This is a genomic window from Erwinia artemisiae (assembly GCF_051400835.1).
In the GTDB taxonomy this organism is placed as follows: Bacteria; Pseudomonadota; Gammaproteobacteria; order Enterobacterales; family Enterobacteriaceae; genus Erwinia; species Erwinia aeris.
Window position 1 is genome coordinate 179,170 of sequence record NZ_JBLFFM010000001.1, and the last position, 13,096, is coordinate 192,265.

The 13,096-nt window shown below is 52.2% G+C and carries 11 protein-coding genes and 1 tRNA gene; 7 read left to right on the forward strand and 5 right to left on the reverse strand.

Annotation, left to right across the window (positions count from 1 at the left end; genetic code table 11):
* Positions 1-283: 283 nt before the first annotated feature.
* The 3 genes from ACMGEE_RS00885 to ACMGEE_RS00895 form a co-directional block, all read right to left on the reverse strand.
* A tRNA-Tyr gene (locus ACMGEE_RS00885) sits at positions 284-368 on the reverse strand.
* 146 nt (positions 369-514) lie between these two features.
* A complete protein-coding gene (gene purU / locus ACMGEE_RS00890) occupies positions 515-1,363 on the reverse strand; it encodes a formyltetrahydrofolate deformylase (RefSeq protein WP_125287754.1) in 849 nt (282 codons plus the stop codon).
* A 48-nt stretch (positions 1,364-1,411) separates the two neighbouring features.
* On the reverse strand, positions 1,412-1,870 hold the full coding sequence (locus ACMGEE_RS00895) for a YchJ family protein (protein WP_436829487.1): 459 nt from the start codon (positions 1,868-1,870) through the stop codon (positions 1,412-1,414).
* A 104-nt stretch (positions 1,871-1,974) separates the two neighbouring features.
* Here ACMGEE_RS00895 and rssA point away from each other — a divergent pair, with 104 nt between their 5' ends.
* The 5 genes from rssA (at position 1,975) to ACMGEE_RS00920 (ending at position 7,478) form a co-directional block, all read left to right on the forward strand.
* On the forward strand, positions 1,975-2,892 hold the full coding sequence (gene rssA, locus ACMGEE_RS00900) for a patatin-like phospholipase RssA (RefSeq protein WP_125287752.1): 918 nt from the start codon (positions 1,975-1,977) through the stop codon (positions 2,890-2,892).
* A gap of 79 nt (positions 2,893-2,971) precedes the next feature.
* Entirely contained in the window at positions 2,972-3,985 is a 1,014-nt protein-coding gene (rssB, locus tag ACMGEE_RS00905; RefSeq protein WP_301251621.1) for a two-component system response regulator RssB, read from the forward strand.
* Positions 3,986-4,179: 194 nt separating this feature from the next.
* A complete protein-coding gene (galU, locus tag ACMGEE_RS00910) occupies positions 4,180-5,088 on the forward strand; it encodes a UTP--glucose-1-phosphate uridylyltransferase GalU (RefSeq protein WP_125287750.1) in 909 nt (302 codons plus the stop codon).
* Between the two features lie 27 nt (positions 5,089-5,115).
* Positions 5,116-6,456 (forward strand): UDP-glucose dehydrogenase family protein, encoded by a 1,341-nt coding sequence (locus ACMGEE_RS00915; RefSeq protein ID WP_253453776.1) that lies wholly within the window; start codon positions 5,116-5,118, stop codon positions 6,454-6,456.
* A gap of 14 nt (positions 6,457-6,470) precedes the next feature.
* Positions 6,471-7,478 (forward strand): NAD-dependent epimerase, encoded by a 1,008-nt coding sequence (locus ACMGEE_RS00920; protein WP_253453778.1) that lies wholly within the window; start codon positions 6,471-6,473, stop codon positions 7,476-7,478.
* A 73-nt stretch (positions 7,479-7,551) separates the two neighbouring features.
* Here the strand turns inward: ACMGEE_RS00920 and hns are convergent, their stop codons facing one another.
* On the reverse strand, positions 7,552-7,959 hold the full coding sequence (hns, locus tag ACMGEE_RS00925) for a histone-like nucleoid-structuring protein H-NS (protein WP_253453780.1): 408 nt from the start codon (positions 7,957-7,959) through the stop codon (positions 7,552-7,554).
* 515 nt (positions 7,960-8,474) lie between these two features.
* On the opposite strand from hns, the gene tdk reads away from it, so the two are divergent.
* Positions 8,475-9,098, forward strand: coding sequence for a thymidine kinase (gene tdk, locus ACMGEE_RS00930; RefSeq protein WP_125287746.1), 624 nt, complete (start codon positions 8,475-8,477; stop codon positions 9,096-9,098).
* 120 nt (positions 9,099-9,218) lie between these two features.
* Here tdk and adhE read toward each other — a convergent pair whose 3' ends face one another.
* Positions 9,219-11,894: a bifunctional acetaldehyde-CoA/alcohol dehydrogenase gene (adhE, locus tag ACMGEE_RS00935; protein WP_301251624.1), complete on the reverse strand. Its 2,676-nt coding sequence runs from the start codon at positions 11,892-11,894 to the stop codon at positions 9,219-9,221.
* Between the two features lie 457 nt (positions 11,895-12,351).
* On the opposite strand from adhE, the gene ACMGEE_RS00940 reads away from it, so the two are divergent.
* Positions 12,352-12,999, forward strand: coding sequence for a YchE family NAAT transporter (locus ACMGEE_RS00940; RefSeq protein ID WP_125287744.1), 648 nt, complete (start codon positions 12,352-12,354; stop codon positions 12,997-12,999).
* The last annotated feature ends 97 nt before the right edge of the window (positions 13,000-13,096 follow it).

Consider the following 13,096-nt stretch of genomic DNA (forward strand, 5'->3'; position numbering starts at 1 on the left):
TGCAGGAAGGATTCACGTCACTGCGTTCCGTGCCCTTCGGGTCAAACCTTCGAGGTCGAAGCTTCTCATCCTTCCCCGCGGGGAATATGACAGAGCGTGCTTAAACGCCGAACCAACATAAGTTGGAAATGGTGCAAACTAACTTGTGCTGCTGTGCAGGAAGGATTCACGTCACTGCGTTCCGTGCCCTTCGGGTCAAACCTTCGAGGTCGAAGCTTCTCATCCTTCCCCATGGGGAATATGACAGAGCGTGCTTAAACGCCGAACCAACATAAGTTGGAAATGGTGGTGGGGGAAGGATTCGAACCTTCGAAGTCGATGACGGCAGATTTACAGTCTGCTCCCTTTGGCCGCTCGGGAACCCCACCACTGGCCTTGCTTCCTGCTTGCTGAAGCGGGGCGCATCATATCAAATGCTGGCCCGCTGTAAAGCCCGGATTCAGCGATTATAACGCGTTTGCCGCTTTTTTATTCTGACTGCTGCTTTGTCCGACAAAACAGCAGTCTTTAACCTTTACAGAATGATAGTGCGATTGCCGTAGACAAATACGCGCTGCGCCAGCACTTGATAAAGCGCGCGGCTCAGCACATTTTTCTCTACGTCACGTCCCGCACGCATCATATCTTCCGCCGTGTAGGTGTGATCCACATGGATGACGTCCTGCATGATAATCGGGCCTTCGTCCAGATTGTCATTAACGTAGTGCGCGGTAGCCCCGATAATCTTCACACCACGCTCGTAGGCCTGGTGATAAGGCCGCGCGCCGATAAAGGCAGGCAGGAACGAGTGGTGGATATTGATAATCTGATTAGGATAGCGCTGCACAAAAGCAGGCGTCAGCACGCGCATATACTTGGCCAGCACCACATAATCAGGCTGGAAACGGTCAATCTCCGCCGCCATGTTATTGTCGTGATCTTCCCGCGTCAGGCCTTCATGGCTCACCAGAATAAACGGAATATCAAAGCGTTCGACCAGCGTCCGCAGCGTTTCGTGGTTGCCGATAACCGCCGCGATTTCAACATCCAGACCGCCATAGGTGCTCTTCATTAACAGATCGCCCAGGCAATGCGCTTCTTTCGTCACCAGGATCACCACGCGGCGACGGCCCGCAGCGTTCAGCTCTCTGAACGATCCGGCAGGCAGGGCGTTGTCCAGCTCGGCCAGCAGTGTGGCATCGTTAAAAACGCCTTCCAGCTCGGTGCGCATAAAAAAGCGGCCGGTGCGATGATCAACAAACTCATTGTTCTGCACGATGTTCAGCTCGTGCTGGTAACAAATGCTGGTAATTTTGGCGATCAGGCCTTTGGCATCAGGGCAAATGGTTCGTAAAACTTTTCGTTGTAGTGTTTGCGCTTGCATTGCGATGGTAATCCTGTCAAAGCAATTCTGAGGGAATGCGGGGGACCATTACTGGCCACAACATTTTTTAAATTTTTTTCCGGAGCCGCACGGGCATCGGTCATTTCGCCCTGTTTCGGGGAAGGTTCCGTCAACATAATACCAGCGTTGCGCCAGACGAAGAAAGCGCGAACGTTCATGAATAAAGCTGTTGCGCTGATTTTCAGAGAAACGGGCGAAGAAGGTGACGTAGCCTTCTGCATTATCTCCTGGTACTTGTGCCTCAACTATATGTAAACTAAGCCATCTGGTCACGGCAAAGCTCTCTTCCAGGCTCTCGCGGAAGCGCGCGGCATCGCAGTCAGGATGCCAGGTGGCAATCAGGTAATCGGCATCGCCTTTGGCGTAAGCGGTATAGCGCGAGCGCATCAATGCTTGCGGCGTAGGGGGAATGCCGTCACCATTGAGCCAGGGCTGGCAACATAAGCTATACTCCAATCCGCTACAGCATGGGCAGGATTCAGACACGTTGTCTCCAGAGGATAATAAAAAGCAGAGTGAGTTTTGGGCGTCATGGTAACCGAGCTGTGTGAGTGGCGCCATTGGTTCGTTAAGCAAACACCAGAGGTGGAATGAGACAGGTTAAGATTGGGCTGGCACTGGGATCGGGTGCAGCCAAAGGGTGGGCTCATATCGGCGTGATTGAGGCGCTGGAACGAGCCGGCATCAGGATTGATGTGGTGGCAGGTTGCTCCGTGGGAGCGCTTGTCGGCGCCGCTTATGCCAGTCAACGTCTTCCTCTTCTCGCCGGTTGGGTGCAGGGTTTCAGCTATTGGGAAGTGCTTCGCCTGATGGACTTCTCCTGGCGGCGAGGCGGCCTGCTGCGCGGCGAGCGCGTGTTCAGCCATGTACGTCGCCTGCTGCCGCATACGCATATTGAGGCTTGCAGCCTGCCGTTTGGCGCCGTCACCACCAATCTCAGTACCGGACGCGAACTCTGGCTGACGGAAGGGGATCTTCATCAGGCCATTCGCGCCTCATGCAGTATGCCGGGTCTGCTTTCGCCGGTCGCCTGGAACGGCTACTGGCTGGTGGACGGTGCCGTCGTCAATCCCGTGCCCATTTCTTTAACCCGTGCGCTGGGCGCCGATATCGTTATCGCCGTCGATTTACAGCACGACGCGCATCTGATGCAGCAAAACTTACTCTCCGTTACGCCACAAACCGTGAAGCTGCCCGCTGCTGCCGATGGCTGGCGCGGCAAGCTGCGACAAAAACTGAGCGAGATAGCCCAGAAAAAAGTTAATCAAACGCCGGGAGCGATGGAAATTATGACTACCTCGATTCAGGTGCTCGAAAACAGAGTCAAGCGCAACCGGATGGCCGGCGATCCGCCGGATGTGCTGATACAGCCTTTCTGCCCGCAGATTTCCACCCTGGATTTTCATCGGGCGGAAGAGGCCATTGAGGCAGGCAGGCTTGCCGTAGAGAAAAAGATGGATGAATTGCTTCCGCTGGTCCGTCAGTACGCAATGCCGGAAGAGAAATGAACAGACTTCGGGCAAATCTGAGAGGCGCAATTGTGGTTTTTGAGCCACTATTGACTTATCTGGCGCACAAGGGGGGACAATGGAGAAGCCATTAAGCGGAAAACAGATCCTGATAGTTGAAGACGAAGTGGTTTTCCGTTCTCTGCTGGATAATTTTCTGAGCGCGCTGGGCGCCACTACCTCGCTTGCCGATGATGGCGTTCAGGCTCTGGAAAGTATGCAGCACCAGGTCTTTGACCTGATGATATGCGACCTGGCTATGCCGCGCATGAACGGTATCAAGCTGGTTGAACATCTGCGGACCCGGGGCAACCCCGTGCCGATCCTGGTGATTTCCGCCACTGAAAACATGTCTGATATCGCACACGTACTGCGCCTTGGCGTGCAGGATGTGCTGCTGAAGCCGTTAAAAGATCTGGAAAGGCTGCGCGAGGCGGTTTACGAATGCCTCTATCCCTCTATGTTTACTTCCAAAGTCGAAGAGGACGAGCAGCTCTTTCAGGACTGGGACGCCCTGGTGCGCGATCCCCAGGCGGCGGCAAAGTTGTTAAAGCAGCTGCAGCCGCCGGTACAGCAGGAAATCGCTAACTGCCGCATTAACTATCGTCAGCTGACGATGGCGGAACAGCCGGGCCTGGTGCTCGACGTCGCGGCGCTTTCTGATAAAGACCTGGCTTTTTATTGTCTGGACGTTACGCGCGCGGGCGATAACGGCGTGTTGGCCGCGTTATTATTAAGGGCATTATTTAACGGCCTGCTTCAGGATCAGCTTTCGGGTCAGGCGCAACGTCTGCCCGAGCTAAATAGTTTGCTGAAACAGGTTAATTTACTTTTACGCCAGGCCAACCTTCAGGGGCAATTTCCATTGCTGGTCGGCTATTATCACCAGGGATTAAAAAACCTTATCCTGGTTTCTGCTGGTTTAAACGCCACTCTGAATATTCATTCTCATCAAATACAGCTGAGTAATGGCGTTCCGCTTGGCACGCTGGGCAGTACGCATCTTAATCAAATCAGCCAGCGCTGCGATGCCTGGCAGTGTCAGGTGTGGGGCGCCGGCGGCAGGCTGCGCCTGATGTTGTCCACCGATTAAACGTCCCTTTCCTTTTTATCGCTGCGTGCCAGGGACAGGACCAGCGATAAGCTTTACACTTAGGTAATAGTCTTAAATTGCGTGGAAATGAATGAACCAGGATAAATCCATCCGGGTTCAGCTGATATACTCACTTCGTTTTTTAACTCGACATATCAAGTAATAACTTGAACGGCCTAAAGAGAGGTACTTAGATGTCTGCCTATAAGTCCAAAGTAAAAAAAGCGGTTATCCCTGTTGCTGGTCTGGGAACCCGTATGTTACCTGCCACCAAAGCAATTCCTAAAGAGATGCTGCCGCTGGTTGATAAGCCGTTAATTCAGTATGTCGTTAACGAGTGTATCGCTGCTGGTATCACCGAGATCGTGCTGGTAACGCACTCATCTAAAAACTCTATCGAAAACCATTTTGATACCAGCTTTGAGCTGGAAGCGATGCTGGAAAAACGCGTTAAGCGTCAGCTGCTGGAAGAAATCCAGTCTATCTGCCCGCCTCACGTGACCATCATGCAGGTACGTCAGGGTCTGGCGAAAGGCCTGGGCCACGCGGTAATGTGCGCTTATCCGGTTGTCGGTAACGAGCCGGTAGCGGTTATCCTGCCTGACGTTATCATCGACGAGTACGAATCTAACCTGGCTCAGGACAACCTGGCCGACATGATGCGTCGCTTCGATGAAACCGGCCACAGCCAGATCATGGTAGAGCCTGTAGAAGACGTGACCGCATACGGCGTGGTTGACTGCCAGGGCGCAGAGCTGAAAGCGGGCGAAAGCGCGCCGATGGTCGGTGTGGTAGAGAAGCCTAAAGCAGATAAAGCGCCATCTAACCTGGCGGTTGTGGGTCGTTACGTGCTGTCTGCGGATATCTGGCCTCTGCTGGCGAAAACGCCTCCAGGCGCAGGTGATGAAATCCAGCTGACTGACTCTATCGCTATGCTGATGGACAAAGAAACCGTTGAAGCTTACCACCTGAAAGGCATCAGCCACGACTGCGGTAACAAACTGGGCTACATGCAGGCATTCGTCGAATACGGCGTGCGTCATAATACGCTGGGTGCAGATTTCAAAGCATGGCTTGAAAGCACCGTTGGCAACGAGAAATAAGATTAATTTTTTAACCGGGACAATTCAATGAAAGTCACCGTATTTGGTATCGGCTATGTGGGTCTGGTTCAGGCTGCGGTTTTGGCCGAAGTCGGACATGACGTTCTTTGTATCGATGTCGACGCAAATAAAGTCGAGAATCTGAAGAAAGGGATCATTCCAATTTTTGAACCAGGCCTGACGCCGCTGGTGATGCAGAACTATGAGGCCGGTCGCCTTAAGTTCTCCACCAATGCGGAAGAGGGTGTTAACCACGGCATTATGCAGTTTATCGCTGTGGGCACGCCTCCGGATGAGGATGGCTCTGCGGATCTGAAATATGTCACCGCGGTAGCGCGTACGATTGCCCAACATATGAACGATCATAAAGTGGTTATCGACAAGTCAACCGTACCGGTAGGAACGGCTGACCGCGTGCGCGGCGTGATGGAAGAAACGCTGAAGGCGCGTGGCAAAGAGATCGCTTTCGATGTGGTATCTAACCCGGAATTCCTGAAGGAAGGTGCGGCGGTCAACGACTGTATGCGTCCTGAGCGTATTGTGGTAGGTACCGACAACGAAGCGGTAGTAGACCTGCTGCGCGAGCTGTATGAGCCATTCAACCGCAATCACGATCGTATGATCCTGATGGATATCCGCAGCGCCGAGCTGACCAAGTATGCGGCTAACTGCATGCTGGCAACAAAAATCAGCTTTATGAACGAGATCTCCAACCTGGCTGAACGCCTGGGTGCGGACGTCGAGAAAGTGCGTCAGGGTATTGGTTCCGATTCCCGTATCGGCTACTCCTTTATTTACCCTGGCTGCGGCTACGGCGGCTCCTGCTTCCCGAAAGACGTGCAGGCGCTGATCCGCACCGCCGAGCAGATTGGCTATAAGCCGCGTCTGCTGCAGGCTGTGGAAGACGTTAACGACTCGCAGAAGCACAAGCTGCCGGACTTTATCAAGCGTCACTTTGGCGACAACCTTCAGGGCAAAACCTTTGCGCTGTGGGGACTCTCCTTTAAGCCAAACACCGACGATATGCGTGAAGCGTCAAGCCGCGTGCTGATGGAAGCACTGTGGCAGGCCGGGGCTTCCGTTCAGGCTTTCGATCCGGAAGCGATGGACGAAGCGCAGCGCATCTATGGTCACCGCAGCGATCTTAAGCTGATGGGCACCAAAGAAGCGGCATTGCAGGGCGCAGATGGCCTGGTTATCTGCACCGAATGGCAAAACTTCCGCGCGCCGGATTTTGATGTCATTAAAAATGCGCTGAAAGAACCCGTGATTTTTGATGGTCGTAACCTGTATGATCCAGAAAGAGTCAGCAAACGCGGTTTCGTTTATTATGCAATCGGCCGCGGAGCTTCTATCCAAATTGCATAATTAACGAGGGAAGTATGAAATATCTGGTTACCGGCGCAGCAGGCTTTATCGGTTTTCATGTCGCACAACGCCTGTCAGGCGCCGGTCACCAGGTTGTCGGTCTCGACAACCTGAATGACTATTATGATGTAAAACTCAAACTCGCCCGCCTGGATTTACTCAAACCTTTTTCAAACTTCACTTTTATTGAGCTTGACCTTGCCGACAGGGAAGGGATGGCCGCGCTTTTTGCCGCCGAAGGTTTTGACCGCGTTATTCACCTGGCCGCGCAGGCAGGCGTTCGTTATTCGCTGGAAAACCCGCTGGCCTATGCCGATGCCAATCTCATCGGACATTTAAATATTCTGGAAGGATGCCGCCATAATAAAGTCGGTCATCTGCTTTATGCTTCTTCCAGCTCCGTATATGGCCTGAACCGCAAAATGCCGTTCTCAACCGACGATACGGTAGACCATCCGGTTTCCCTGTATGCGGCGACTAAAAAAGCCAATGAGCTGATGTCTCATACCTATTCTCATCTTTATGGCATCCCAACTACCGGTCTGCGGTTTTTCACCGTCTACGGCCCGTGGGGACGCCCTGATATGGCCTTGTTTAAGTTTACCCGCGCCATGATTGCGGGTGAAAAGATTGACGTATATAACAATGGCCAGATGCGCCGCGACTTCACCTATATCGACGATATTGCCGAGGCCATCGTACGTCTGCAGGACGTTATTCCTCAGCCAGACGCCAGCTGGACAGTAGAAAGCGGCAGCCCGGCGACCAGTTCGGCGCCGTATCGCGTCTATAATATCGGCAACAGCAGCCCGGTGACGTTAATGGCTTATATCGAGGCGCTGGAGAAAGCGTTAGGCATGACCGCCGAGAAAAACATGCTGCCTATGCAGCCAGGCGACGTGCTGGAGACCAGCGCGGATACCACGGCGCTTTATAAGGCGATTGGATTTAAGCCACAGACTGGTGTAGAGGAAGGCGTAAGTCGATTTGTTAACTGGTATCGCACTTTCTATCAGGTATAACGGTAATAAAAAAAGGAAGCTTCGGCTTCCTTTTTTTATGTAGCCCGGATGAAAATTCATCCGCTGAAGAAATTTACAGCATGAAATCTTCGAGTTTTTTACCCTGTTCTTCGATAGCTTTTTTGATTACGGCTGGCGTACGACCCTGGCCGGTCCAGGTTTTCGTTTCGCCATTTTCATCCACATATTTATACTTGGCAGGACGGGCAGCGCGCTTGGCTTTACCCACGCTTTTTGCAGCGTTCTGCGTAGCAAGCAGTTCATTAGGATCGATGCCGTCGGCAATCAGCATTTCACGATATTGCTGCAGTTTACGGGTACGCTCTTCGATTTCAGCCTGAGCGTGGCTCTCTTCATCACGGCGTTCGTGCACAACAACTTCCAGCTTCTCCAGCATCTCTTCTAAAGTTTCCAGCGAGCATTCTCTGGCCTGTGCACGCAGAGTACGGATGTTGTTCAAAATTTTAAGTGCTTCGCTCATTGTTCTAATCTCAAAAATTATAATGGGGGAATGTTCTGCCTGATAATAATAGAGTGCGTCATAATGAACTGCAATAGCTAATTTTGTAAGGGAAAGAAATGTGTTTATCTTTCGACGCTGACAATCCCTTATTAAGCCCTGGACAAATAGGCTTAAGATGAATAAAAGATTGATTGTTGCAACAGATAACCACTTCAGCTTACCCCAACGCCTGGAATTATAATCAAAGTTGTAGGCTTGTTTTGCTAAATGGTGTTCAAAGCTAACCCACAGAAAACGCAGTGAATAATAGCAAGATCACAATCCTTTTTTTAATCGTTAAATGCGATAAAAATAGCCGCGGTAAAACCCGTTGCGAAAAGGGGCCGGCGATTTCGCCTGTCCATTAGTATAGTCTTTACGCCAGCGGCTACGCAATACTGCACGAAAAAGGCGCGCCGCAGGGTCATCCTGGTCTTTGATGAGTGTGATACAATAATCTTAACCCGTTAAACTTTAATTCGGAGCAAGGCCAGATGGCTCAGCTTTATTTTTATTATTCCGTAATGAATGCAGGTAAATCGACTGCGCTATTGCAGTCCTCATATAACTATCATGAGCGCGGGATGCGCACGCTGGTCTATACAGCAGAAATTGATAATCGTTTTGGATCGGGCAAAGTGAGTTCGCGTATTGGCCTTTCTTCTCCAGCAAAATTGTATAATAACGACACGGCACTTTTTGATGAGATAAAAGCAGAGCAGCAAATGGAACCGGTTCACTGCGTGCTGATAGATGAATCGCAATTTCTGACCAGAGAGCAGGTAAAAGCGTTATCTGACGTGGTGGATAATCTGGATATCCCGGTTCTCTGTTATGGTTTGCGAACCGATTTTCGCGGGGAGTTATTTAGCGGCAGCCACTATCTTCTTGCCTGGGCCGACAAGCTTGTCGAGCTGAAAACAGTTTGCCACTGCGGAAGAAAAGCGGGAATGGTATTAAGAGTCGATGAAAACGGCGAGCCTTACGATGAGGGCGAGCAGGTAGTGATCGGCGGCAACGAGCGCTACGTCTCGGTCTGCCGTAAGCATTATAAGGCGGCGCTTGAGCAGCACTCGCTGGAGGCGGTTTACGGGGAAAAAGGCCGCAAGCCAGCCTGAAAAGGGGAAAGGCGATGCGACAAAACCAGAGCGGTTCTTAACGCCTGATGTGCGCAGGATGATTAGCCCGGCTTAAGGATAAAAAAAACCCGCCTTGCGGCGGGTTTCAGTCAGGTTAGATTATTTTTTCACTTTCTTGCGCATTTCGACCGGCTGCGCCACCAGGGCTTCGGCTACGGAATCGAAAGGCTCTACGTATTCACGACCGTAGAAGGTATCCATCATAATTTGCTTCAGCTCGGCGATCAGCGGATAGCGCGGGTTAGCACCGGTACACTGATCGTCAAAGGCATCTTCCGCCAGCTTATCCACTTTTGCCAGGAAGTCCGCTTCCTGTACGCCAGCCTCGCGAATCGATTTAGGAATACCCAGTTCCGCTTTCATTCCTTCGAGCCATGCAAGCAGTTTTTCAATTTTCTGCGCGGTGCGGTCGCCAGGCGCGCTAAGACGCAAATGGTCGGCTATTTCAGCATAGCGGCGGCGAGCCTGCGGACGATCGTACTGGCTGAACGCCGTCTGCTTGGTTGGGTTATCGTTAGCGTTGTAGCGGATAACGTTGCTGATCAGCAGGGCGTTAGCCAGACCGTGTGGAATATGGAACTCAGAGCCTAACTTGTGCGCCATGGAGTGGCAGACGCCCAGGAAGGCGTTGGCAAAAGCGATACCGGCGATGGTCGCGGCGTTATGGACGCGCTCACGAGCAACAGGGTTTTTCGCGCCGTCACGATAGCTCGCCGGTAAATTTTCCTGCAGCAGCTTCAGCGCCTGGAGCGCCTGGCCGTCGGAATATTCGTTAGCAAGCACGGAAACATAGGCTTCCAGCGCGTGGGTCACGGCATCCAGACCGCCAAAAGCACACAGCGACTTCGGCATGTTCATCACCAGGTTGGCGTCAACGATAGCCATATCCGGCGTCAGCGCATAGTCAGCCAGCGGATATTTCTGGCCGGTCGCGTCATCGGTCACCACCGCAAAAGGCGTAACTTCTGAACCGGTGCCGGACGTAGTGGTAATGGCAATCATCTTCGCCTTCACGCCCATTTTCGGGAACTTATAGATACGTTTACGGATATCCATAAAGCGCAGCGCCAGCTCTTCGAAATGGGTTTCAGGATGCTCGTACATCACCCACATAATTTTTGCCGCATCCATTGGCGAACCGCCGCCGAGAGCAATAATCACGTCCGGTTTGAAGGAGTTCATCTGCTCCGCGCCCTTACGCACGATGCTCAGCGTCGGATCCGCTTCGACTTCAAAGAACACTTCGGTTTCAAGGCCGTGAGATTTCAATACCGATACCACCTGATCCGCATAGCCGTTGTTAAACAGGTAACGGTCGGTAACGATAAAGGCGCGTTTGGCACCGTCGGTCGCCACTTCTTCCATGGCGATAGGCAGGGAACCGCGGCGGAAGTAGATAGACTTAGGAAGTTTATGCCACAACATATTTTCTGCTCGCTTGGCCACGGTTTTCTTGTTGATCAGATGTTTAGGTCCTACGTTCTCGGAGATAGAGTTGCCGCCCCAGGAGCCGCAGCCGAGCGTCAGTGACGGAGCAAGTTTAAAGTTATACAGGTCGCCGATGCCGCCCTGCGAAGCCGGGGTATTAATCAGAATACGCGCGGTTTTCATTCTGTCGCCGAAGTAGTTAACGCGCTCACGCTCGTTATCCTGATCGGTGTACAGGCAGGAGGTGTGACCGATACCGCCCATCGCCACCAGTTTCTCCGCTTTGCTGACCGCGTCTTCAAAATCTTTTGCACGGTACATGGCAAGCGTAGGGGAAAGTTTTTCATGCGCGAAAGGTTCGGACTCATCGACCAGCTTCACTTCGCCAATCAGGATCTTAGTGCTGGACGGTACGCTGATACCTGCCATTTCGGCAATTTTCACCGCTGGCTGGCCCACAATCGCCGCGTTCAGACCGCCGTTTTTCAGGATGATATCCTGTACCGCTTTCAGCTCTTTGCCCTGCAGCAGATAGCCGCCGTGGCTGGCGAAGCGTTCGCGTACGGCGTCGTAGGCGGAATCCACCACGATAACAGATTGTTCAGAGGCGCAGATTACGCCGTTATCGAAGGTTTTAGACATCAGGATGGAAGCTACGGCGCGTTTGATATCCGCCGTCTCGTCAATCACGACCGGAGTATTACCGGCACCGACGCCGATAGCCGGTTTACCGGAGCTATAGGCCGCTTTCACCATGCCTGGCCCGCCGGTCGCAAGGATCAGGTTAATATCCGGATGGTGCATCAGCTGATTGGAAAGCTCCACGGAAGGCGCGTCAATCCAGCCGATAATATCTTTTGGTGCACCGGCGGCAATAGCTGCCTGCAGCACGATGTCCGCCGCTTTGTTGGTGGCGTCTTTAGCGCGCGGGTGCGGAGAAAAGATAATACCGTTGCGGGTTTTAAGGCTAATCAGCGCTTTAAAAATAGCGGTGGACGTTGGGTTAGTGGTGGGTACAATGCCGCAGATCAGGCCGGTAGGTTCGGCGATAGTGATGGTGCCGAAGGTGTCATCAGTGTCGAGAATACCGCAGGTTTTCTCATCTTTATAAGCGTTATAGATATATTCAGAGGCAAAATGGTTTTTGATGACTTTATCTTCAACAATCCCCATTCCGGATTCCGCTACGGCCATTTTAGCCAGAGGAATGCGGGCGTCGGCAGCAGCCAGAGCGGCAGCTCGGAAAATCTTGTCGACCTGTTCCTGAGTGAAATTCGCGTACTCTCGCTGGGCTTTCTTTACACGTTCGACCAGTGCGTTAAGCTCAGCAACGTTAGTAACGGTCATAATGCTCTCCTGATGAAAGTTAAACTCTGTTAGTAAACAAGTCAGAACTGTCAATTATAGACAAGGGCGCCTGGTTGTTACCGAAACGTGCTGGCTTTTTGGTTTCCAGGTTCTACAGGTTTACTAAAAGAGTCTACGCATCATTACCGTTACAGGCGGTGAATCTGCGGGTAATTCCGTTTACTGAGTACAATAGTACGCACAGGTCTGGCCGATGATTTTGATGTAGATCAAGAAGCATTCATGCTGACACCTTTCAGCATCAGCCTTGCGGCCTGTTACCTGAATTTTCAATAGGCTACATTTGCCGAACAGGCTAAATTATTAGCGCTATAGTTTGCTAATATATGAATTATTAGAGTAATTAACTGCTTAAACAGCTGTCGGAGGGAGCAAATCTACGGCAGCCCGGGCTTGACCGACGCGTTAAGCGACATCCCCCTTACTGGAGTAAAGCGTGAACCCGACCATCCTCGATCTTTCAGGCTATATAAAATTTTTCGTCGGGCTTTTTGCGCTGGTAAACCCGGTCGGCATTATTCCCGTCTTTATCAGTATGACCAGCTATCAGCTGCCGGCAGCCCGTAACAAAACCAACCTGACGGCCAGCCTTTCCGTCGCCATTATTCTCTGGACCTCGCTGTTTTTAGGCGACGCCATTCTGCATCTGTTCGGTATCTCGATTGATTCTTTCCGCATTGCGGGCGGAATACTGGTGGTGACTATCGCGATGTCGATGATCAGCGGCAAGCTGGGCGAGGATAAACAGAACAAGCAGGAAAAAACAGAAACCGCCGTGCGCGAAAGCGTGGGCGTAGTGCCGCTGGCGCTGCCTTTAATGGCGGGGCCTGGCGCCATCAGCTCGACCATTGTCTGGAGCACCCGCTATCACAGCTGGGTAAACCTGCTTGGCTTTAGCGTGGCGATTGCGCTTTTCGCCGTCTGCTGCTGGCTGCTGTTTCGCGCGGCACCGCTGATGGTCAGGGCGCTGGGGCAGACAGGAATCAACGTTATCACCCGTATTATGGGGCTGTTGCTGATGGCGTTGGGTATCGAATTTATCGTCACCGGCGTCAGGGCGCTGTTTCCGGGGCTGGTGGGATAAAACTCCTCACTATAAAACGGGCCTGTAGAGGCATAATCTGCGCTTAATTCACCGATGCAATAAAATGGCGCCCCAAAATTGTGCAAAAGAGTGCTGC

Bases quoted from the DNA above. Each gene is read 5' to 3' on its own strand.
- purU (WP_125287754.1), bottom strand. From the start codon at position 1,363: ATGCAAGCGCAAACACTACAACGAAAAGTTTTACGAACCATTTGCCCT.
- rssA (WP_125287752.1), top strand. From the start codon at position 1,975: ATGAGACAGGTTAAGATTGGGCTGGCACTGGGATCGGGTGCAGCCAAA.
- rssB (WP_301251621.1), top strand. From the start codon at position 2,972: ATGGAGAAGCCATTAAGCGGAAAACAGATCCTGATAGTTGAAGACGAA.
- galU (WP_125287750.1), top strand. From the start codon at position 4,180: ATGTCTGCCTATAAGTCCAAAGTAAAAAAAGCGGTTATCCCTGTTGCT.
- ACMGEE_RS00915 (WP_253453776.1), top strand. From the start codon at position 5,116: ATGAAAGTCACCGTATTTGGTATCGGCTATGTGGGTCTGGTTCAGGCT.
- ACMGEE_RS00920 (WP_253453778.1), top strand. From the start codon at position 6,471: ATGAAATATCTGGTTACCGGCGCAGCAGGCTTTATCGGTTTTCATGTC.
- hns (WP_253453780.1), bottom strand. From the start codon at position 7,959: ATGAGCGAAGCACTTAAAATTTTGAACAACATCCGTACTCTGCGTGCA.
- tdk (WP_125287746.1), top strand. From the start codon at position 8,475: ATGGCTCAGCTTTATTTTTATTATTCCGTAATGAATGCAGGTAAATCG.
- adhE (WP_301251624.1), bottom strand. From the start codon at position 11,894: ATGACCGTTACTAACGTTGCTGAGCTTAACGCACTGGTCGAACGTGTA.